Annotated in this window: 17 protein-coding genes and 1 other RNA gene; 11 read left to right on the top strand and 7 right to left on the bottom strand. The window is 51.2% G+C overall.

Annotated features, from left to right (window positions below; genetic code table 11):
• Positions 1 to 47: 47 nt before the first annotated feature.
• Positions 48 to 417, bottom strand: a transfer-messenger RNA (tmRNA) gene (gene ssrA, locus ACG2E4_RS07350).
• A 666-nt stretch (positions 418 to 1,083) separates the two neighbouring features.
• Here ssrA and ACG2E4_RS07355 point away from each other — a divergent pair.
• Complete coding sequence (locus ACG2E4_RS07355; RefSeq protein ID WP_395276152.1) at positions 1,084 to 1,407, top strand: polymer-forming cytoskeletal protein; 324 nt, start codon at positions 1,084 to 1,086, stop codon at positions 1,405 to 1,407.
• Positions 1,408 to 1,682: 275 nt separating this feature from the next.
• Here the strand turns inward: ACG2E4_RS07355 and ACG2E4_RS07360 are convergent, their stop codons facing one another.
• Complete coding sequence (locus ACG2E4_RS07360) at positions 1,683 to 4,271, bottom strand: bifunctional aspartate kinase/diaminopimelate decarboxylase (protein ID WP_395276153.1); 2,589 nt, start codon at positions 4,269 to 4,271, stop codon at positions 1,683 to 1,685.
• 323 nt (positions 4,272 to 4,594) lie between these two features.
• On the opposite strand from ACG2E4_RS07360, the gene ACG2E4_RS07365 reads away from it, so the two are divergent.
• The 5 genes from ACG2E4_RS07365 to glyA all read left to right on the top strand — a co-directional run bounded on the left by ACG2E4_RS07365 (position 4,595) and on the right by glyA (position 10,436).
• On the top strand, positions 4,595 to 6,853 hold the full coding sequence (locus ACG2E4_RS07365) for a TonB-dependent receptor domain-containing protein (protein WP_395259147.1): 2,259 nt from the start codon (positions 4,595 to 4,597) through the stop codon (positions 6,851 to 6,853).
• A 6-nt stretch (positions 6,854 to 6,859) separates the two neighbouring features.
• Positions 6,860 to 7,753, top strand: a complete 894-nt coding sequence (locus tag ACG2E4_RS07370; protein ID WP_395259148.1) for a DUF4249 family protein — start codon at positions 6,860 to 6,862, stop codon at positions 7,751 to 7,753.
• Between the two features lie 117 nt (positions 7,754 to 7,870).
• Positions 7,871 to 8,551, top strand: coding sequence for a DUF4159 domain-containing protein (locus ACG2E4_RS07375; protein WP_395259149.1), 681 nt, complete (start codon positions 7,871 to 7,873; stop codon positions 8,549 to 8,551).
• Between the two features lie 140 nt (positions 8,552 to 8,691).
• Positions 8,692 to 9,138, top strand: a complete 447-nt coding sequence (gene rpiB, locus ACG2E4_RS07380; RefSeq protein ID WP_395259218.1) for a ribose 5-phosphate isomerase B — start codon at positions 8,692 to 8,694, stop codon at positions 9,136 to 9,138.
• A complete protein-coding gene (glyA, locus tag ACG2E4_RS07385) occupies positions 9,138 to 10,436 on the top strand; it encodes a serine hydroxymethyltransferase (RefSeq protein WP_395276154.1) in 1,299 nt (432 codons plus the stop codon). Before rpiB ends, glyA begins: the two co-directional genes overlap by 1 nt.
• An 11-nt stretch (positions 10,437 to 10,447) precedes the next feature.
• On the opposite strand, the gene ACG2E4_RS07390 is transcribed toward glyA, so the two are convergent.
• Positions 10,448 to 10,615, bottom strand: coding sequence for a twin-arginine translocase TatA/TatE family subunit (locus tag ACG2E4_RS07390; protein ID WP_395259151.1), 168 nt, complete (start codon positions 10,613 to 10,615; stop codon positions 10,448 to 10,450).
• 422 nt (positions 10,616 to 11,037) lie between these two features.
• Here ACG2E4_RS07390 and tatC point away from each other — a divergent pair, with 422 nt between their 5' ends.
• A complete protein-coding gene (tatC, locus tag ACG2E4_RS07395) occupies positions 11,038 to 11,877 on the top strand; it encodes a twin-arginine translocase subunit TatC (protein WP_395259152.1) in 840 nt (279 codons plus the stop codon).
• Between the two features lie 105 nt (positions 11,878 to 11,982).
• Positions 11,983 to 12,489, top strand: a complete 507-nt coding sequence (locus tag ACG2E4_RS07400) for an FKBP-type peptidyl-prolyl cis-trans isomerase (RefSeq protein WP_395276155.1) — start codon at positions 11,983 to 11,985, stop codon at positions 12,487 to 12,489.
• 174 nt (positions 12,490 to 12,663) lie between these two features.
• Here the strand turns inward: ACG2E4_RS07400 and alr are convergent, their stop codons facing one another.
• Both alr and ACG2E4_RS07410 read right to left on the bottom strand, forming a co-directional pair.
• Positions 12,664 to 13,743, bottom strand: coding sequence for an alanine racemase (gene alr / locus ACG2E4_RS07405; protein WP_395276156.1), 1,080 nt, complete (start codon positions 13,741 to 13,743; stop codon positions 12,664 to 12,666).
• Positions 13,744 to 14,043: 300 nt separating this feature from the next.
• Positions 14,044 to 15,654, bottom strand: coding sequence for a phytoene desaturase family protein (locus ACG2E4_RS07410; RefSeq protein WP_395276157.1), 1,611 nt, complete (start codon positions 15,652 to 15,654; stop codon positions 14,044 to 14,046).
• Between the two features lie 227 nt (positions 15,655 to 15,881).
• Between ACG2E4_RS07410 and sppA the strand changes: the two genes are divergently transcribed.
• Positions 15,882 to 17,672, top strand: a complete 1,791-nt coding sequence (gene sppA / locus ACG2E4_RS07415) for a signal peptide peptidase SppA (protein ID WP_395276158.1) — start codon at positions 15,882 to 15,884, stop codon at positions 17,670 to 17,672.
• A 4-nt stretch (positions 17,673 to 17,676) separates the two neighbouring features.
• Complete coding sequence (locus tag ACG2E4_RS07420; protein ID WP_395259157.1) at positions 17,677 to 18,525, top strand: MBL fold metallo-hydrolase; 849 nt, start codon at positions 17,677 to 17,679, stop codon at positions 18,523 to 18,525.
• Between the two features lie 242 nt (positions 18,526 to 18,767).
• Here the strand turns inward: ACG2E4_RS07420 and rho are convergent, their stop codons facing one another.
• Positions 18,768 to 20,306 (bottom strand): transcription termination factor Rho, encoded by a 1,539-nt coding sequence (rho, locus tag ACG2E4_RS07425; RefSeq protein ID WP_395276159.1) that lies wholly within the window; start codon positions 20,304 to 20,306, stop codon positions 18,768 to 18,770.
• Positions 20,307 to 20,449: 143 nt separating this feature from the next.
• Positions 20,450 to 21,724, bottom strand: coding sequence for a bifunctional folylpolyglutamate synthase/dihydrofolate synthase (locus ACG2E4_RS07430; protein WP_395259159.1), 1,275 nt, complete (start codon positions 21,722 to 21,724; stop codon positions 20,450 to 20,452).
• A gap of 53 nt (positions 21,725 to 21,777) precedes the next feature.
• Here ACG2E4_RS07430 and ACG2E4_RS07435 point away from each other — a divergent pair, with 53 nt between their 5' ends.
• Positions 21,778 to 22,857, top strand: a complete 1,080-nt coding sequence (locus tag ACG2E4_RS07435) for a quinone-dependent dihydroorotate dehydrogenase (RefSeq protein ID WP_395259160.1) — start codon at positions 21,778 to 21,780, stop codon at positions 22,855 to 22,857.
• Positions 22,858 to 22,864: the final 7 nt, after the last annotated feature.

Below are 22,864 nucleotides of genomic sequence, written 5' to 3' on the forward strand. Positions count from 1 at the left end.
CACAAAAAAAGCTCATCCCAAGTAGCAGGATGAGCTATATATGGTGGTTGTGGAGGTGCGGGGAATCGAACCCCGGTCCGAAATGGTATATCGTTCAAGCATCTACATGTGTAGTTTCCATATTGGGTTTCGCCTGATGCTCTGCCTGGAAACTAGGCTAACACCAAGCTAGCCTGTTAAAGTTTTACACATGCCCCGACAGACGGCGGAGCACATGCTATCCTGTCATAGTCGACGTTCAAACGGCACTGACAGGCAAGAAGCCGAGTGAACGGCAAAGCTGCTTACGCAGCTAAGCTGTAAGAGTAATTGTTGTCAATTACAATATTTGCATGATGGTTTTTATACGAGTGCCATCGCTCGAACTCGACATGCAGCCTGCGATGCTACGCATTCCGTCGAATCCATTACACCCCCAGTAAGTGAAAGAACACAAAATCCATGTTGGCTCCTTGCTTCAAAGCCATTTATAACAACGTTCTGTAACGCGCCAAAATTCCCATTATTTCTGTGGAATCACAAACTATTTTTCAAGCCTTTAATGATCGAACCAATCCCGGAAACGTCGCTTTTCCAATCCGGATATGAACCAAAATAAGGCGGGAGGATTTGTCCTGAATAATATGGATGAAGTAATAGAACCTGCCGTATTAAAAAATCCAGCTAATCGAACGCTTAACAGTTCAAACATATTAATATGCAATGGAGAGGGGACAGAATGCCAAAGATCTGAAATTTTTATCCAGGTAAAAAAGTACGAACAAATTCTGAACCGGTATTTGAATAGTGAAAGAAGATCCTGGATCCACTAATGTGACCATTCCGCGGTCGGCAAATGGGAAAGCTTTCTTCCGACCGCCAAATGTTCATTGCTGGAGGTGTTTGACCATAACATTCCACAAATATTAATTTTTATTTATCTGCAAATTAATATTTAATAAAATTTTATACGTAGTTTATATTATAAGTGCACTGAAAGTAAATTACACAAATCAAGAAACGTTCAACGTATCTACAGCGGCTAGTTGACTTTCGCTAGCAGGTACAACAGTCAGCATTTTAACAAGCAAAGAGGGAGCGTTTATGACTAACGGCATAAATGGATATGTTTTTCTGGATGAAACCACCGATTTCGACGGCGACATTGAAGCGGAGGTAGTGGTTCTTGAAGGAAGAGTCAGAGGTGAAGTCCATGCCAGGAGAGGTCTGCATCTCAAACAAGGGGCATACATTGAGGGCGAAATCCACACCGAAAATTTCACCGCGGAAAAAGGCGCCTCATGCAAAAGTGAGTTGTATGTAAATACCAAAAAGCAGAAGGAAAATCCCAATACCGCGCCGAGTACCGGGTCTGAAGTGGACGTGGCTCCTACAGGTACTCAAAACGAAAATGGTTCCCTTTTCTAGCACTGCTATCACTACCTTCACAGCGGCCTTTATTTTTTCGTCCCTTTTGATCAATCCAAAAGGGACACCTCAATCGGGGAATAGCTTTTTTCTTGTTGGGATCTCCCCCTTTCCTTGTTCATTTTCGTCAGGGGCCCTGGTGGGCGCCATCCCTAATCAAATGCAACTTATTTGAAGAAAATAGCGGAAAACCGTGCTTGTGAACGGCCCTTTCAGCCTTGCAAATTGCAGTTACATCATGACTCAGGATCTGTCTGAGGATGCCCTGATCAACCCTATATGACCACTTCGCTGGCGGGTTCACGCATGTTATAGCTGGAGCTCATTACATGCCCATAGGCACCGGCGTTGGCAACAAGAATCACATCTCCCTCCCGTGATTCAGGTAAAAGGCGATCGATCCCCAGCTTGTCTCCAGATTCACAAATAGGCCCAACAATATTGGTAATCTGCGTGGAAGATTCATCGATTTTTGTCAGGTTTACGATTGTGTGGTGGGAGCCGTACAGGGCGGGGCGAATCAGTGAGTTCATCCCCGTTTCCACGCCCACATACCTGACCTTTCCTTTTCCCTTGATCTGGGTCACACGGGCCAGCAACACCCCGGCGGTGGCTACCATATACCGTCCCGGTTCCATCCAGATCTCATATTGAGGAAAACCTTTTTTGAATTCGGCCAGTTCTCGTTCGACCTCCTGCAGATCAAGCGTCGATTGCATCTCATTTTCGCGGACTCCAAGTCCTCCGCCCACATCCAGAATCTCCACATCCTCGAATTGTTCAGCTGCTCCGGCCAGCACCAGGGCGGTTCTCTTCCAGCTTTCGGGATCTTTGATTCCGCTGCCGACGTGAGCGTGGAGCCCTTTCACCGTGATACTGTGTTGATCCACAATCGATTTCACCTCGTCGAGCTCAAATTGCGGGATACCAAATTTCGAGTTGGTGCCGCCTGTTCGTACATGCTTGTGATGCCCGTGGCCATGCCCTGGATCAATACGCAGAAATATTTCATGCCCGCTGAACACTTCCGTCCACTCCTGCAGGGGAAAAATATTATCGAGGGTTACATGTACGCCCAGCTCAAGCGCCCGCTCATATTCCACCCGCGGGGCAAAATTGGGCGTGAAGAGAATCCGATCGGTGTCTATGCCCGGGAACAACTTCAGGATATACTCCACTTCTCCTATCGAAACACATTCGAAACCCAGTCCCCGGTCATGGAAAATATGCAGCAGCTGTTCGTTATTATTGGCCTTGATCGCATAAAAAAGTCGATCCAGGGAAGTCAATTGCTGAAGGTTTCCAACCGTCTTTTCCACCTGTTCCGAGTCATAAACATAAACCGGTCCCTGTTTGTCCGCCAACTCAACAAGTGTTTTTCGCTTTGCCTTCCACCAGCTATCCCTGAAGGGTGAGGAGTCGGAATGCGACCCATTAATTTGCTGCCAGGTGGGACCAAAGGAAATTTGTCCGGCAGACTTCGATATTACCTGCTCGTGCAGCTGCTGCACCAGTCGATCGGCCTGGCCTGAAGCTACAACAAAAGTAAAATTCAGGTCGTTTGCCGCTTGGCTGACCAGGTAGACCTCGTGCTCCTGGAACACTTCAAAAGCAGAACCGAGCTGATGCAGGATGGTACGGATATGACGACCCAGCAGGCTCACCGCGGAAGTCGACTCAATAATCTGGACCCTGCAGAGTTCACCCAGGTCGCTCACAAACTGATCCCTGATCTCATGAAAATGGGTGTTGGCCCCGTGATCGAGAGAGACGGTAACATTTGAATCCGAGGTTGAAACCAGATCAATTGAAAGCCCATGCCGCTTAAACACGCTGAACGCATCCGCAAGAAATCCCACCTGCTGCCACATCCCGAGGGTTTCCATACTCACCAGGGTCACATTCTCGCGAACCGAAATCGCCTTCACCAGCGCCTCATCATCGGCTGCGGCGGCAGAGATGGTCGTCCCCTCCTGCCCCGGATCCTGTGTCCATTTGATATGAATCGGGATATTGTGGATGCGCGCGGGCATGATACACCGGGGATGCAGTACCTTGGCACCATTGGTGGCGATCTCCTGCGCCTCGGCATAGCTGAGATGTTTCAACAGGCGCGCCGATGGAATTTCGTGCGGATTGGAAGAAAACATGCCCGGCACGTCGGTCCAGATCTCCAGCCGCTCTGCCTGCAGTTTGGCGGCAAAATAAGCTGCCGAAACATCCGATCCCCCCCGGCCGAGAACAACCGTCTTGCCATCACCGTCACTGGCGATATAGCCCTGCGTCAGTACCAGTTCGTCTTCTTGCCGGTCCAGTTCCTGCTGTAGCGGGCGGTCCTCCCCAGTATCGCAGATGGCGGAAAGTGCCAGTGACTTTTCACTGGCATTCTTTACCGGAATACTCTTCAACATCGATCGGGCATCCCTCCAATTGGCACTCAGCCCCTGCTGCTTCAGGTACGCTGCGCCGAGCCTGGTTGACATCAGCTCACCCAGCGCCATGATGCGCGCCTGCACATGGTATCCCGCCTCATTCAACAGGGCGATACCGCGTGCAAGCTGTTCGAGCTCCTTGAACTCATCGGCCAGCAGCTGATCTGCATCGAGCCCCAAATCTTTTGCAAGCGTGCGGTGTTGCTGTTTAATCTCCTCGACGATCAACTCAGAACTTTCCGTCGATCCCGGTTCAATCACCTTTTCCAGTTTGTTTGAAATGCCACTCAGCGCCGAATGAACCAGGCAAACACGGTACCCGTCGCGGAGCCGGCTTTGCAATATGGATGTGATATTTTTCCAGTTGTCCAGGGAGGATACACTGGTTCCTCCAAATTTCAGTACGATCCAGTTTTTGGTATTATTCGTCATTGTACGCCTGTATTACAATTTTAAATCTCGCAAAAAGAAAACAAATATCCAGCGTTTCTGAAAGCCCCATAAGTTAACACAAAAATAATTAGTCATTGGCACAAAAATTCGTGTAACTTTTTGTGCGTCCAATCGTAACCGAGACTCAATTTTTAATTTGTAGAGGGCTTTGAAAACCAGGAGTTTTGTTCAAAGCCAAAGCCTGAGCGGATTCGGAACCGCAGTTTATACCTCATAAATAAGGATTTCGAATCCGCGAAAATGCCGGAATTGAGCAAAACAACGGTTTTCAAATGCCCTCTTGTAACCATTTACTATTCCCCTTGAGAACTCTCACCATTTTCGCCGCCGTCATACTCCTGCCCGCTCTGCTCGCCGCCCAGGAAACCGCTTCCGTAAATGGATATGTGACCGATTCAGAAACCGGGGAGACACTCATCTCCGCCAACGTGGCCCTGGAAGGCACCCGGAAAGGGACCTCAACCAACACCTCCGGATACTACACGCTCACCGGTATTGCACCGGGCGAACACGTCATACTTGTCTCCTATATCGGCTACCAGAGTTACCGCAGGGAGATCTCACTGAAACCCGGCGAAAGCCTCCGCCTCGATATCGAGCTATCCCCGGAAGGGATCCAGATGGATGAAATTGTGGTGGAGTCGGAAATGGAAAAAGAGGAACAAAAAAATATCGGGATTTCCCAGGTACAAACCGAATTGATCAAGGAGGTCCCCTCGGTCTTTGAGGCGGATGTATTCCGCGCCGTACAGCTTCTGCCCGGCGTTAAAGCTGCTTCTGATTTTTCCAGCGGACTCTATATCCGCGGGGGAAGTCCCGATCAGACGCTGATCCTGCTCGACCGCACCACCGTCTACAATCCCACACACTTTTTCGGATTTTTCTCCACTTTCAATCCCGATGCAGTTAAGGATGTACGGCTCTACAAGGGAGGATACCCTGCAGAATACGGCGGTCGGCTCGGCTCCGTGCTCGACATCCACAACAAAGATGGAAATCGAAATGAATTTAACGGGTCGGCCTCCATCGGGCTGCTGGCATCCCGGGTGTCTGTGGAGGGCCCTTTTGAAAAGGGCTCGTACATGCTGGCGGTACGCCGCTCCACGCTTGAGCCGCTGCTGGCCGTCTTGCAGGAAAGCCAGGACAATATTCCCGAAAGTTTTTATTTCCTGGACCTGAACGGCAAAGTGAATTATGACGCCGATCCCGACAACAAGTTTTCACTGGCCTTTTACTCCGGAATCGACAACCTGTTGTTCCCGTTTGCCGAGGACGCCAGCATCAAGCTCAATTACGGAAACCAGACCATCAGCTCCACCTGGACCCATATTTTTTCAAACAAGGTGTTTTCAAACCTTACCGTCACCGGTTCGCGCTATTTCAACTTCCCGTCATTCAATATCGCCAGCACGCCCTTCAAGCGGTCCAACAACATCTACGATTTTTCAGTCAAGGGGGATGTCGAATACCAGCCCGGCGATCGCCATTCCGTCTCTGCCGGCTTCTGGAGCGGTCTCATGACCCTGAAAGTACAAGACCAGTTTGACGGTGAGGATACTTTTAGCTCGCGTATTCAATCGCATTACACCTCGCTTTATGCACAGGATGAATGGGCCATCACCGACCAGGTAGAGATGACAGCCGGACTCCGGCTCAACGGGTTCAGCGAAGGCAACTACTGGAAACTGGCCCCGCGCGTTTCCATCGAGTATCAGCCGGTCGACGAGGTGCGCTTTCAGGCTGCATACGGGCGATACAACCAGTTTCTGACGCTGATCTCCAACGAGGCGTTCTCCGGGTTTGACACCTGGCTCACCACCGATACCGGGGTAGAGCCCGCCTATGGCGACCAATATGTGGTTGGAGCCAAAACCCAGCCGTGGGAAGGATATGGACTGGATATGGAGATCTATTACCGAACCATGGAAGACCTGTTCGACCTCAACCCCTTCCTGCCCGATGTAGCCGGGCTCGACTACCCCGACCTGTTTCGGTTCGGGACCGGGTATGCCTACGGGGCCGAATGGATGCTGGAACGGCAGGTCGGGCGGCTAACCGGCTTCCTGGGGTACACCTTCAGCGTGTCGCGGCGAAAATATCCGGGCTTTAACACGCCCATCGGGCAGCCGGAACATGCGCGCTTCTTTCCGCCCAAGTACGATCGAAAGCACGATATTAACCTGGTGATGAACTACGCGCTGAGCTCGCGCTGGAAGGCCTCTGCCGTGTTCAATTATTCCACCGGCCAGGCGTACACCAAGCCGCTGGGGCGCACCGTCGCTTTTGATTTCCCCACCGAATCTCAGCCACTCGATGCCCTGGTCATCGGAAAAGTGAACGCTTCCCGCCTGCCGGCCTATCACCGGCTGGACCTGGGCTTTACCCGCTCCGGCAGCTTTTTTGGGATGGGTGAGGCCCGCTGGCAGTTTCAGCTTATCAATGTGTATTCCCGCCGTAACGTCTGGTTCTACAACTTCAACTTTGATGAAAATCCCATTGAGCGTGAAGAGGTTACCATGCTTCCCGTTCTTCCGAATATTTCATACACCGTCAACTTTTAGCATCCTATGTTCAGATACCTCGCATTAACATCGTTTATCCTTTTTATCCTCGCTTCCGCGGGCTGCGAACTCTACCCCCAGGATGAGTTTGAGGAGCAGTATGTAGTTGAATCGTACCTGGTAGCCAACCGCACGCTGCCCCAGGTCCGTATTTCCAGGACGGTTCCGGTCGACCAGCGATACAACTTCAACGACGCCGCCGTCAATGATGCCGATGTCGAGATCCGCCTGCTGGACGAGTCGGGCGAAACCGTCGAAGATCGCTTCTCCTTCAGGCGCCGGTCAAATGGAATATATGAAACCGGTAACCCTCACAAGGTCCTGCCCGGGCGAACATATCAGCTGCACGTCACGTTTAGCAACTCTGTCGAAGAGATCGAGGGCACCACGCGCATTCCCGGGGCTTTTAAGGCCGAAAATTCCACTGAAGACAGAATCACTTACCAGGATCCGAACCAGATCACCATAAATACCACGAGAAGTGCGTACCCCGGGCGGCAGGCATTTTTCATTTTTACGGTGGAAGCGGGGAATCCTGCCGTCGAAAACCTAACGCCCTTCTACGCCGACCAGGTCAACAACCAGGACCAGGAGATCGCCGGCTATTATTCCAACTCTTCTGGGATTGTAAATGAAGAAAATTATGAAGAGAACGAGGATGGGACATTAACCCTGCGGCTGCCCTGGCTGGCCGTCGCTTTTTATGAAGAAAATTATATCATCGCAAGCGCTATTGACGATAACATGTATGACTTTTATCGCTCCCAGGATGTACAGACCGGGGGCAGCACGCTCCCTCCCGGCGAACTGCAGAATATCATCTACAACCTGGAGGGCGGCATCGGCATTTTTGGCAGCCTGGCCAGCGATACGGTTGAAGTGTTTATTGAACGAAATTGATCCTCCTTGTCTGCCGGGATAGAGGAAAGCTCTTGTAAACGATAATAATTATTACACTCTCCGAGTTATACTTACATTAAAACCAGCATCAAACCACAAGGCGTAACGGCAACCCGCATGATCCAGAAAATCATAGTAGTTTCGATCAGCATCTTTTTCGTTACCGGCTTCCCGCACGTGGCACCCGCACAGTCTGAGACAGGCACCCCGATGGCACGCATTAAGTACCGCGGCGGGGGCGACTGGTACAATGACCCATCGGCCTTCAGGAATCTGCTTGAATTTGCCAACCAGCAGATCCCCGTCACGCTGGATCCCGAGTACGACGATGTGGCCCTGGGCAGCCGCGATCTCCACCAGTACCCGTTTGCTTTTTTGACCGGCCACGGCACCATCGCCGTCAACGAGGCTGAAGCCCGCAACCTGCGGGAATATCTCGACAACGGCGGCTTCCTGTATATTGATGACGATTACGGGCTGGACGACAATTTCAGGAAGATGCTCGACCAGGTGTACCCCGACGAGGAGCTGGTGGAGCTGCCGTTCGACCACCCGATATATCACCAGGTGTTCGACTTCCCGGAGGGATTGCCCAAAGTCCATGAACACGACAATAAACCGCCCCAGGGATTTGCGCTCTTCCGGAACGGGCGGATGGTGGCCTTCTACACATATGAATCGAACCTGGCGGACGGATGGGCCAACCCGGAAGTCCACAACAACCCGGAACCGCTGCGGCAAAAAGCACTGCAGATGGGGACCAACATCCTGGTCTATGCCCTGACCAGCGGCCGATAGACAACCGAAGACCGTAAAACACTTAAATTTTAAAAAATCATTATTCCTGTTTTGATATTCAACATTCCCTCCTTTTCAGTGAATAATATTTTCAAGATATTACGGAACTAAAATTTTAACCAAGCCAGCAGGTGATATTGATGATAATCCCGATTGCCAGTGATCATGCAGGGTATGAGGCCAAAGAAACTGTCGTTAAAATTTTGGAAGAGATGGGACACATGCCGGTTGATTTTGGCACCCACTCCGACGATTCGGTCGACTACCCCGACTTTGCGGTCCAGGTGGCCGAAAAGGTCGATTCCGGGGAGCACGAGCAGGGCATCCTCATCTGTGGAAGCGGCCAGGGCATGTGCATGACAGCCAACAAATTTAAAAATATACGGGCAGCCCTGGCATATAACGAGGCGTCTGCGGCCCTGACCCGACAGCACAACAACGCCAATATTCTCTGCCTTCCCGGTCGCGAACTCAACGAGGAGCAACTGCGCTCAATTCTGCAATCCTGGCTGGATGCAACCTTCGAGGGCGGCCGGCACGAACGCCGCGTCAACAAAATACATTCGCTAACCGAAAAAGACGATTAATGAAATCACTTTCTGATCAAGATTCTCAAATCTTTGCACTGCTAGATCAAGAACGTCACCGACAAAATGACAACCTGGAGCTGATCGCCTCTGAAAATTTCGCCTCGCGTGCCGTAATGGAAGCGATGGGATCGACCCTGACCAACAAGTATGCGGAAGGGCTGCCCGGCAAGCGTTATTACGGCGGCTGCGAATTTGTAGACCAGGTTGAAGAGCTGGCCCGCAGCAGGGCCCGGGATCTTTTTGGGGCCGACTGGGTCAATGTACAACCTCATTCAGGCGCCCAGGCCAACGCCGCGGTATACCTGGCATTCATGGAGCCGGGAGAAACCCTGCTCGGACTGGACCTGTCGCACGGGGGGCATTTGACCCACGGTTCGCCGGTCAACTTCTCCGGACTCCTTTACAAATCGGAATTTTACGGAGTTGACAGGGAGACCGGGCGCATCGACATGAACAAGGTGCGCGACAAAGCCAAAAAAGTGAAACCGAAACTGATATCCATCGGGGCTTCGGCGTACCCGCGTGACCTGGATTACGAGGCATTCAGGGCAATTGCAGATGAAGTGGGCGCCTACCTGTGGATGGATATGGCCCACACGGCCGGGCTCATCGCCGCCGACCTGCTGAACGATCCACTGCCCTGGTGCGATGTGGTGACCACAACCACCCATAAAACGCTGCGCGGCCCGCGGGGCGGCATGATTCTGGTGGGAAATGACGGGGAAAATACGCTGGGAGTGACCGCCCGGAAATCCGGCCGTACCAAAAACTGGAGTGAAGTGCTGGACTCGGCCGTCTTTCCCGGCACGCAGGGCGGACCACTCATGCACGTAATCGCTGCAAAGGCGGTGGCCTTCCAGGAGGCACTGGAAAAGGATTTCAAACAGTACCAGCAGCAGACCAGGGACAATGCACAGGCCCTTGCCCGCAAGTTCAAAGAGATGGGCTACAACCTGGTAAGTGACGGAACGGACAACCACCTGATCCTCGTGGACCTGCGTAACAAGGGGCTGACCGGCAAGCAGGCTGAAGAAGCGCTTGAACGAGCCAATATAACCCTAAACAAAAACATGGTACCCTTTGACGACCAGAGCCCGTTTGTCACCTCCGGAATCCGTATCGGAACCCCGGCAATGACTACGCGCGGACTGGGTACGGGCGAATTCGAATATATTGCAGAACTAATTGACAAGGTGCTGCAGCAGCCTGAAGACACGACAATCCAACGGAACGTCAAATCAGAAGTCCAGGAACTATGTAACCGTTTTCCGCTGTACGACTTTGTTACCGCGTAATACCGGGTCAGCTATTTCTCGACTGACTGCTCAGGTTTTTGCTCGGAGGTTTCGGTAGTCTTCTTGAACTCCTTGATGCCCTGGCCAATACCGCGGGCCAGTTCAGGAATTTTTCGTGCGCCGAAAAACAGGATAATAACCGCGAGTATCAATACAATTTCAGTTGCTCCAAAAGTCATAATCGCATTCTTTTATTGTTCATATTAAAGCTATCTTTGCACTGCCGGTTGGCAAACATCACCGTTGAACAACCTGGCGATGTATAACGAGCAGTTCAACAGTTGGCAACACAGCATATGAGTATCGTTTGAATCTGATGTTGTTAAGATCTAAAAATATTACCATCTATTTAAATCTTTTACAGATTACTGCATTTAAATTATGCTGGGTTTCGCGAAAGGGTTTAATCGATCCCGGACGAGGTATTGATTCGACCGTTTCTTTGGTAATTTTGAGCACTTGCCGGAGATTTCTGAATAATTGAACTCTCTTAGTCATACCCAGAAAATAAATATAACCACTGACTACGTTACAGTTGGTCCGGGTTATTCAGTAACATCCATTTTTTGAAGAACAAATTTAATTTTTAATGTAAGATATTGTGGAAGACCGAGAAATTATGGCACCCGATCCGCCACAGGCCACGATGCCGAAGGATCGCACTGATGAAATGTCATTTCTGGAGCACCTGGAAGAGTTGCGCTGGCATCTCATCAAAGGATTTGGAGGCGTGGCGTTTGGTATGTTAATCGCATTCATCTTTGGAGATTTCCTGGTGAACAAGATTATGCTGGGACCGACCCGGGCCGATTTTGTTGTTTACCAAATGCTGGGTATAGATGCGGTAGACCTGACCCTGCAGAGCCGAAAACTGCCCGGTCAGTTTTTTACTTACTGGGGAACACTCATTGTGATGGGCGGCATTATCGGTTCTCCGATATTCTTTTACCAACTGTGGGCGTTTGTGGAACCGGCCATGGAATCAACCGAGAAATGGAAATCACGCTTTAACGTTGCTTTTATAAGCCTGTTTTTCCTGCTCGGCGTCAGCTTTGGCTATTTTGTACTGGTTCCCTTTGCCGTGCAGTTTTTCAGCCAGTTTCAGATTGCCGATGTCATCCACAACGATTTTGACATTAATGAGTATTTCAGTTCGCTCACCATGTGGATCCTTTCCTGCGGCGTAATCTTTCAGCTGCCGGTCATCAGTTACTTTCTATCCAAATTCGGGCTGCTTACCCCCGACTTTTTACGCGAATACAGGCGGCATGCCATCGTAACCTGCTTTATACTCTCCGCTTTCCTGACACCACCGGATCCGGTCTCCCAGGTACTTATTGCCATTCCCCTGCTGCTGCTGTACCAGTTTTCGATCTGGGTGAGCAAGATGGGTGTGCGCCAGCGAGAGAAAGAGCTCAGAAGGGCGTGGGGAGAAGAATAATTCGCCCGGACCGTGTGCGTTATTAGCACGTGGAGACTAATTCCCTTACTTTCGGTACGAAATGAACAGTTGCTAGAATCCAAAGAAAAGTTGTTAACACATTTAATGAGATCTTCCATTACTACTAAACCGTTTCTCCCTTTTGTCCTTGGCATCGTTATTTTCATCGCATTTCAGGGTTGTGGGGACAATGATACCATATCGGGCCCGGATTTCTCAACAGTTCCCGCCCCCTGGGACATCTCGGGGGCTGACAGCAGTTTCACTCTTGCGGACGGCGATATCGCGGTTTATGTTCTCGAGAAGGGAAATGGGATTTTCGAGGTTAACGAACGTGATCAGATTTCGGTCTATTACACCGGACGGCTTAAGGATGGGACCGTTTTCACCAGCACGTGGGCCAACGGGAACACCGCCCCGCGCTTACTGGCCGTATCGGAACAGATCGAAGGATTCAGGAGGGGCGTGATAGGCATGTCCGAGGGAGAACGACGCACGGTGATCATACCTCCCAGCTACGGATACGGAAACAGCAGGCCGGGAACCAACGGTTACAACTTACGCAACGACACCCTGATATATGACATTGAACTGGATGAAATTGACGGCTAGCCTGCATTTCACCAGGAAATTTAAAGGGATCTTTGCAGAACCTGCTATTTTGCTGGGAGTTGGGTTATACCACCGACCTTATTGATCTTGTAAACGAGAGTGCAACTCCCTCAGAACGAGAAATCGAGGATTTTACAAAGCCCTATAACATTAATTCTGACAAAAATATGCAGGTTAGTCGGCTACATGCCTTCGGGGGACCCGTTCGGAAATACCCGTTAATATTTCGTATGCAATAGTCTGGCTGCGCCGGGCCCACTCGTCAGCGGTTTGTGCATGGGGTCCCAGCAGCTCGACCGGCGTTCCCGTCTCATATATTTTTGACGGACCCAGGTAGACCATGATAAAATTCATGGTCACCGTTCCCACCACAGGATATCTCGTTTCTGCAATCGCGACATCCAAATTTCCTGTCAGCAACCGGGGAATGCCCTCTTCATAGCCAACGGGGACAGTACCGATATAGCCGTCCTCCGGCGCCTTCCAGCGGGCACCGTAACTGACGGTTTCGCCTTTTCTAATCCGCCGTACCTGCGCCAGGTGCGAGACCCATCGCAGGCACGGTTGCAGTTCCCTTACGGGCGCATCCCCCGGGGCATATCCATAGAGACCAATTCCATTTCTCACCATATCAAAATGAGAAGAGGGATAGAAGACAGTTCCTCCGGTATTGGCCATGTGTGCAATCCAACCACCACTGAACCTTCGGCGAATGGTACGAAAACGTTCAAGCTGCGTCTCCGCCATAGCGGACCCCGGTGCCTCGGCCGTGGCAAAATGTGAGTAAATTCCGGTACAGGTGATCGATTTTCGCTCTTCCACCAGCTTCTCCGTCTGCGGGATCTCATCCTCTGCCAATCCGAGTCGTCCCATACCGGTATCAAAATTGAGGTGATACTGTGTACCCCCGCGCAAAATACCGAAATGCACCAGGTCGCTGACGGTCGCCGTAAGTCGATATGCTGGATACGCCGGGGCAGTCTCATCCGTGGGAACACCAAAAACCAGGATGGGTGCATCAATTCCACCCTCCCTTAAAGCGATCCCTTCATCCACATCATTCACGGCAAACCACGCCACCTGATCCTCAATGGCCCGGGCCACGGGCACTGCCCCGTGTCCATAAGCGTCGGCTTTAACCACGGCCATCTGTTTAACACCGGGAGAAAGGTAGCGCGCCAGTACTTCTGTATTGTCCTTTAATTTTGAAAGATTCACCTCAACAAATGAGTTCACAGAAACTTTTTTAGCCATCTTGAATTCCAAAAAAATATCTATTTAACGTAAGTTCCAGCTTTAAGCTTTTTCATAATTTCTTGGGGCAGACCCTTAATCTCCCCTTCAGGGGAGCGCCGCCCAAGGCGGGAGGGGTGTTATTCTCTATGTTAGACCTGCACCTCCCGAACCAATCGCGAGAGCCACGCGATTGCCCCTCCTCAAGGAGGGACTGTTTTTCTTGCCATTTCAGGGCAAACAGGTATTCCGCTTAAGATAAATATGTCAAAATCAGGTTAGTTACTTCGGCATTTTTCATTTTTACGGTAGTCTGCAGCGTCAGAAAAACCATCTGTCTTTCCTGTAGTCCTTCAGAATAACCTGTGCCGCGTTATACCCGGCGGCCCCGAACACCCCCCCGCCCGGGTGACAGGAAGCACTAGACAGGTACAGATTTTCGATCGGGGTTTTGTATTCACTCATTTCCGGGATCGGGCGAAACATAAACATCTGGTCAAAGCTCATCTCCACATGCATCACATTACCCCGCGGCATGGCGTGCTTGCGCTCAATATCCAGGGGACTCTGAATATACCAGTCAATTAATTTCCCTTTCATATTGGGAGCATACCCTGTAACGACATCGTATATCTTTTGGGCTTCCCGTTCCCGGATCTGGTCCCAGTGCTCCCCGTTACTCAGCTCATACGGGTGCCACTGAGCCCAGGCAAACAGGGTGTGCCCTCCGTCGGGCGCGACATCCGGATCAATTTTAGAAAATGTCATGGCAAGCACTGCCGGATCCTGTGGCGGGACACCCCGCGTGTGATCGGCAATGGCATTCTTCAGGTATTGCCGGGAGGGGGCCAGCAGCTGCATTCCCTTGTGGATATCAGGATCTCCGGGGCTGGCGCTGTATTCGGGCAGCTCTTCCACCGCACAACGAATCACCATTCCAAAGCCGTTGCCCACGTTGATATTCTCCACTTTCTCATATAGAGAAGCATCCAGGTGCTCGCGGCCCACCAGGGCCATCATTGTTTTTTGGACATGCGCATTAGAGACAATGACATCGGCAAAAAACTCCTCTCCCCGCCGGGTTCTTACTCCTGTTGCCCGGCCCTGTTCGATGATAATATCCGCGACAGGGGCATCGGTCTGAACAGTCCCTCCGTGGGCCTCGATATAGTTGGCCATCGCCCGGGTGAGCATCCCACTGCCCCCTCTCGGGTGCCTGGCTCCACTCTGGTGCAACATCGATTGCCAGCCGGCAAAATCGCCCGTAGCGGGGTGGTCCGGCGTGGGACCAGACTGGGCTGCAAACCAGATGAGTGCGGTCTTCAGCCAAGGATTTTCAAAAGCGTCGTCCACCACCTTGCCGTAGCTGCTGAAGATCTTCTGGAGTCCCGCGGCCTGCTCCCCTTTTTTAAACATCGACCCATTTCGAACCTGTCCCTTGATCAGCTCACTTACAATATTTTTACCGGTAGGCGGAACCATAAACGCCTTCAGCACGCCCTGGTTGACCCGCCCCCAGAACTCCACAAAATTCCGGTAGTTCTCAACATCTTCGGGTGCCACCCGGGCGATCGACTCCAGCGTGCGATCCAGCTCCCTGTAGAAATGAATCACCCCTTTTTCCGACTGTGCGGGCGGCAGGGGGTAAGACATGATCGGGTTCATTTCGATATATTCCAGCCCATATTTTTCCAGCTCCAGTTCCTCGACAATCCCGGTTTGATGAATCATAATATGTACCGACGACCCGACATCCATTCGGAATCCCCCGGGGTATTCCTCGGATTGAAACATTGTTTCGGTGCACACGGCCCCGCCGATATTTTCCCGACGCTCCAGCACCTGCACGGAATACCCCGCCTTTGCCAGGTAACAGCCCGTAACAAGGCCGTTGTGGCCGGATCCGATCAAAATTACATCGTAATTGCTCATTGTAATATATATTCGCTTTTTATAACATCAGTCAACTTATATCGTGTAATGCGTGTTGCATCAACCGAAGGATCTGCAAAACGTTGAGTACCTCATTTTGAGCGCATCTAGAGTTTTACATATCCGATTTCCGTTTCATACGGATATTTGATTTCGGCGTTCAAAATTGCTGCACAGCTTTGCACAAGCCTCCATAATTTTCAATACTCACAAATCATCTCTGCAATATGAAGTTCTTTCAAACCCTGATCGCCTCTACACTGGGCTTTCTCATCGCCGTGTTCATCCTGTTCGTGGTATTCTTTATCACGCTTTCCAGCAGTACCCAGCAGCCAGAACCTTACGTACGTGATAATACCGTTCTTAAAATAAACTTGCAGGGTTCTCTTCCGGCCCAGCAGTCCAGCAACCCGTTTGATGAACTTTTTTCCACCCAGGGGGGCGTAAAAGTATCGCTGCAGTCACTTCGGGAGAACCTGAACAAAGCCGCCAGGCACGACAACATAAAAGGCGTATGGCTGGAGATTAACGCCGTCTCCGAGGGCTGGGCCAATCTTGAGGAGGCACACCGCCTGATCCGCACGTTCCGCGACAGTACCGACAAATTCGTATATGCCAGCACCTCCGATATCGGATATAATGAGAAAGGCTACTACCTGGCATCCGCCGCAGATTCCGTCTTTTCTCCGCAGGAGTCCTTTTTTGAGTTTGATGGCTTCTATTCCCAGGTCTCATTTTATGCGGGGCTGTTTGAAAAGATCGGAATCGAGGCCGAGATTGCGCGTCACGGAAAGTATAAATCGGCGGTAGAACCTTTTTACCAGAAAGAGCTTTCCGAGGAGAGTCGCTACCAGCTCGAACAGATCATTCAGGATGTGAGCAGTACGTTTGTGGGGGCTGTAAGTCAAAAGACGGGGAAGTCCGCCGGCGAAATAAACACGCTGATGAATGACGCTCCCAGCCTGCTGACCCGAAAGGCGCACCAGCAGGGCCTGATCGACTCGCTACTCTCCCCCAATGACCTTAAAAAACTGATCAAAAAACGCATGGGAGTGGAAGAGAGCAGTACCCTGCAAACCATTTCCAACAACCGTTATTACCGTGTAACCCCGGGCACGGCGGGAATTGAGCGCAACTCTACGAACAATAAGATTGCCGTTATCTATGCCAACGGACCCATCGTCTACGGGGTAAATGCGAATGCTCCCTTTGACAACCAGCAGTATATAACGGCTTCGTTTTTTGAAGAACAGCTGGAGGATATTCGCGGGGATGAAGATGTCAAAGCGGTAGTCGTGCGCATCAACAGCCCCGGTGGGTCCGGCAGCACTTCGGACCTTATATGGAACAAGCTGCGCGAGCTCTCCAACGAGATTCCTGTGATTGCTTCCATGGGGCCTGTGGCTGCCTCCGGCGGGTACTATATTGCGATGGCTGCGGATTCGATCGTCGCGGAATCGACGACCCTGACCGGTTCCATCGGCGTGTTTTCCACGAAATTCAATACCAAGCAGCTCTGGAATGAGGAGCTCGGTATCACCTTCGACCAGGTTAAATCGCACCAGTACGCAGACTGGCTGAATCCTACGCGCGGCTTCACCGAAACCGAGCGGAAAGCCTACCAGCAATTCACGGATGATTTTTACCGGATTTTTATCTCAAAAGTAGCGGAATCACGAAATATGACGCTGGAGGAAGTCGATGCCGTTGCGCAGGGACGGGTGTGGACCGGCGAAGATGCGCTGGAACAAAACCTGGTGGACCTGCTGGGGGGAATGGAAGAGGCGCTGAATATTGCGGCCGAAAAGGCGGAGATATCGGACTACCAGCTCCTCACCTATCCAAAAGCCAAAGATTTCTATGAACTGCTGATGAGTTCGGCCCAGGCCAAGGCAAAATCACTGCTCGGGAATTTCCTGCTTCCGGAATACGAGCAAACTGAAAAGCTCAAAGCGTTGTTTAGATATGGAAAAGGCGATCCGTTGTTACTCTTTCCATACGCACTAAATATCCAGTAATGCCATGAAGGTCGGTCGTTTTACGATAGAACAGCTTAGTGAAGGACAGTTTGAAATTTTTGACGACGGCGCTTTCAACAAGCTGTCCCAAAAAGAGACCGGTCCCGCTGTAGACCTGCCGGTGGAGGTCTCAACGACGGTGGGCATCAACCCGGTCCTGGTCTCCACCGGCGAGCAGCATATACTGCTGGATACCGGTCTGGGATGGGGGCTGGACGCCGGAAGCAGGTACCCGGAGGTATCAAACGCCGTTACGAACCTGGCAATATTCGGGCTTGCTCCTGAAGATATTACCCATGTGATTCTTACCCATCTTCACTATGATCATGCAGCGGGATCTACATATACCGACGACCGTGCCCTGACGCAGCCCACATTCCCCAATGCCACCTATTACCTGCAAAAAAGGGAATGGGAGTATGCCATTACACACGCAGGAAAACCAACTGCTGCCGGGAAAGGCGCCACATACAAACCGGATGACCTGTACCGCCTGTTTGCTGATGACTATCTCGAATTACTGGACGTGGAACATGCAGCCATTGTGCCGGGGATCGATGCGATCTGGACAGGTGGACATACGCCCGGGCACCAGGTGATACGGGTTCATGACCAGGGGGAGGCGGCCTACTACCTGGGCGACCTGCTCCCAAGTAAAGCGCATCTCAACAGGTACGCCATGCGGCATGTTGACATCCATCCCAACCAGGCAAAAAAACGAAAACTTCAACTCCTGCAGGAAGGGTGTGAGGAGAATGCCCACCTGCTGTTCTATCACTCTCTTTACTCAAAAGCAGGGGTGCTCGCCAAGGATGAGAATGACAGGAAATACGTGCTGAAGGAAGAAAATTGAGCGGTCCGCTTCCTTCACTTGAAGGAGAAACCCACAATTTTGTCAATGCTGCCCTTAGATTATCGCAGTCGAACGCTCTCATCGCGGAATGCAGAGCACCACGAAATAGTAGTTCTACCATGCAGTCTGCGTAAATCGGCATGATCGGTGTTTATCCGCGTTATGCCAGTAACGGCTGCATCCAGGATTTGACGCGAAACCAGCAACTTCTAACACAGTTCGCCGATGTTATGCGTGGACGATCATTTATTCATGGAAATCAGGAACTCCTCGTTGTCTTTGGTGCCCTTCATCTTGTCAAGCAGAAATTCCATCGCCTCATTGGCATTCATGCGGTTCAGATAGCGGCGCAGCAGCACCACTTTTTCACGTTCACTTTCGGGCACAATAAGCTCTTCACGGCGGGTCCCGCTCTTGAAAATATCCATTGCGGGAAAGATACGCCGATCGGCCAGGTTTCGATCCAGAACCACCTCCATGTTACCGGTACCTTTGAATTCCTCGAAAATCAGGTCATCCATGCGGGAACCGGTCTGCACCAGCGCGGTTGCCAGGATAGAGAGGCTGCCGCCATTTTCGATATTTCGGGCCGAGCTGAACAACTGGCGCGGGGCCTTGAGAGCTTCCGAGTCTACCCCACCCGACATCGTACGGCCGGTGTTAGGGGCACAGATGTTGTAAGCACGCGCCAGGCGGGTGATGGAGTCCATCAGCAGCAATACATCGTGGCCGCTCTCTACGAGCCGTTTCGCTTTTTCAAAGACAATTTCCGACAGTCCGATATGATTTTCAGGCCGCTCATCAAATGTAGAAGCCACAACCTCGGCATTTTCCACATTGCGCTCCATCTCGGTGACCTCTTCCGGCCGTTCATCTATAAGCAGGATTATGACCTTCGTATCCGGCGCATTTTTGTTGACAGCGTTGGCCACATTTCGCAGGATGGTTGTCTTTCCCGTTTTCGGCTGTGCAACGATCAATCCCCGCTGTCCTTTACCGAGCGGGGCAAATAGATCGATGATACGGGTGGTATACTCCTGAGGATCGTACTGCAGCTTGTACCGTTCATTCGGATAGATCGGCAGCAGGTCTTCAAAATCCTCCCGGTTGTCCATGTCGTGCGGAATCTTGCCGTTAACACCATCAACGCGCAGCAAGGCAAAATAGCGCTCTCCCACTTTCGGGGGGCGAATGATGCCGATCACGCAGTCACCCTGTTTCAGGCGGAACCGCTTTATCTGGGAGGGAGAGACATAGATATCATCCGGACTGGCCTTGTAATTATAGTTCACCGAGCGCAAAAACCCGTATCCGTCCGGCAAAATTTCAAGGGTGCCCTCGTTGATAAGATACGGACCCAGCCCCGGGCGTATCTCCTCTATTCGTTCCTGTAGCGTCGGGGCGTCAGACTCGGGGAGAATATCGTGCACACTCTTTTTCTTCTTGCCCCCGCCCGATTTTGATTTCGATTTTGAGCTCGAATTACTCCGGGACCGGCTTCGGCTTTTTTTGCTGCCGTTGTCGTCAGAATTTTTCTTGTAGGGTTGGGTGTGCTGTATCTCTTCATCATCATTTTCATTGGCCGAAGAGGTTGCGTCAGGCATCGATTCCGCCTGCTCGCGGGCTGTCTCGCTAATCTTGTCAATGAGCTGCTGTTTGCGCAATCCGCTTATAGACTTCAGTCCCTGTTCACGGGCAAGTTCTCGCAATTCTTTCACCGTCTTGCGATGTAGTTTTTCAATTTCCTCTTCAGTCAACCCATCGGTCTGGATATCCGACATAATGCTCTATTTACTGTGATTGGTTAAATTAGTGTGAGATGAATAAAAAATTCGTAGTAAAAGTAAAAAATTTGTGTGCTTGAGAGAGTTGGTTACACTGCGTAATCTGCAAATGTAAGCAATCAGAATAGATAAGAAACTGGTTACTGGTCGGAATGAAGTGTCTGTAACAACTTCCGAACCGATGAGTAAAAGTAAAAACTTCCAGCAAAAATTACTAATTCTGACTCAAGTTCTTTCAAAAAAAGAGGTTGTTCGTCTGGAAAAGGCTCCGCATCGGGTAACCATTTTTTTATCTCCCCCATGCCCGCTGACCTCTTTGACCCGGATGTATAATAGTATATTTTTTTGAACTTCTGAAACTCCGCCATCATTTCCCGGTCTATTTTGTCTTTCATGAGTGATAGAACCAATACTGCACGGTTCAGCGGTTTAATACGCTCAACAGAGGCCGTCATCGCCCTGACCGCCTCCAGGTTGTGCGCCCCGTCAAAATACCACTCCTTGCCGGGATCCAGTTTTTCAAACCTGCCGGGCAGATTAAACGTGCTTTTTACCTGTTTCAGACCCTCCCTGAACTGGTCTTCCGAAATATTAAATGAGTCGCCCAGCAGTTTAACAACATACCAGGCCGCAGCAATGTTGTATGCCTGCACGGAATTATTCAGATCGGTTGCAAAATGGTACTGGTGCTCCCCTTCGGCAAGGGTACATATGCCCATCTTCCAGGTGGGATTCAGGGAATGAACTTCATATACCGCTCCCCACTGACGGGCCGCCTCCTTCCGGATGAGGGTCCGCACCTCTTCGCTGGCATTCCCTACCACGACGGGCGTATGGAATTTGATAATTCCAGCTTTTTCTTTGGCAATATCCAGGATATCCTCTCCCAGAATGTCCGTATGATCCCGGGACACGTTGGTTATTACCGAGACTTCAGGACGAAGTATGTTGGTGGCATCCAGCCGCCCCCCCAGCCCAGTCTCAATAACCGCGATATCCACCTGCTGCACATGAAACCACCAGAACGCAATGGCGGTACTCAGCTCAAAATAGGAAAGGGCCGCCGCCTCGATCCGGGCACGATAGGTATTGATAAACTCCAACAACCGCTCCTCCGGGATATATTCTCCATCTACCTGGAAGCGCTCCCGGTACTCCAGCAGGTGGGGAGAGGTGTATACCCCCGTTTTATACCCTGCATTGTGATAGATTGCCCCCAGAATCTGGCAGGTACTGCCCTTGCCGTTGGTACCGGCTACATGAATGGATGGATACGACTCCTGGGGATCACCGATTTCTCCACAAAATGCCCGAAACCGTTCCAGGTCCAGCTTTGCGGCGGCCGCTCCTTCGTGTTGGAATGCAGGAATTGAGTCCAGATACCGGTAGAGATCGTCGGTACTATTTAATTTCATTTCTAATCCTTACCTCGTACATTGTTACGGCTTTGAAGTTCACCACATTAAGAATGATATACAAATCAATTATCAGACCTCTGCTCTTTGACCTGGAGGCAGAAAAAGCGCATGAAACGACCATGGGGTTCGGTAAAATGGCCTCCCGCAGTGCGCTGCTGAAGATGGCCGGAAAAAGTTTGTATCACTATAAATCCGACCGCTTGTGTCAAACATTCTGGGGACTCACCTTCAACAATCCGATCGGGCTGGCAGCGGGATTTGACAAGAACGGCGAAATTACCGGCATCATCGAAGCACTTGGGTTCGGCTATACCGAAGTCGGCAGCATCACCGCCAACCCTTCAACCGGCAATCCCCGCCCCCGCGCATTCAGGCTGGAGAAAGACCAGTCCCTGATCAATCGCATGGGCCTAAACAACGACGGGGCCCAAACGGTGATCCGCCGCCTGCAGAACCAAAAGCTCGGCATACCACTCGGCATCAATATCGCCAAGACTCATGATCCCGGCATTGTTGGTGACAAGGCGATTCGGGACTACCTGTTTAGCTTCCGAGAGGCTCAAAAGGTAGCGGATTACATCACCGTTAACATCTCGTGCCCGAATACCAGCAAGGGGAAAACCTTCGAAGAACCCGGGCCGCTTGATGAACTGCTGGCCGCTCTTAACATCAAGGAAGATGCCAGCGTTATTCCCACTCTTGTCAAATTTTCTGTGGACCTGGACCGAGACCGGCTGGAAGCACTGGTTGACATTTGCGAACAGCACCGGGTGAACGGATATGTGGCCACCAACACCTCCAGCAGTCGCGAGGGACTCCAAACCGACGCCCGGCGGTTGAGGGAAGTGGGACGGGGCGGACTCAGCGGGCAGGCGATCGCTGCACGAAGCACCCAAATCATACGGTGGATCCACGAGATCACCAACGGTCAAAAACCGATTATCGGGGTCGGGGGCGTCAACTCTTTTGAAAGTGCCCTGGCCAAAATTCGGGCGGGTGCCGATCTTCTGCAAATATACACCGGCCTGATCTATGAAGGTCCCGGACTGATCAAACGAATTAACAAGAGGCTTGATCGCTACCTAAAAGAACATCAGCTCGATTCCATTCACCAGCTCATCGAAGATTGATACAGCC

The organism is Halalkalibaculum sp. DA384 (assembly GCF_043951955.1).
Lineage (GTDB): Bacteria > Bacteroidota > Rhodothermia > Balneolales > Balneolaceae > JAMQKA01.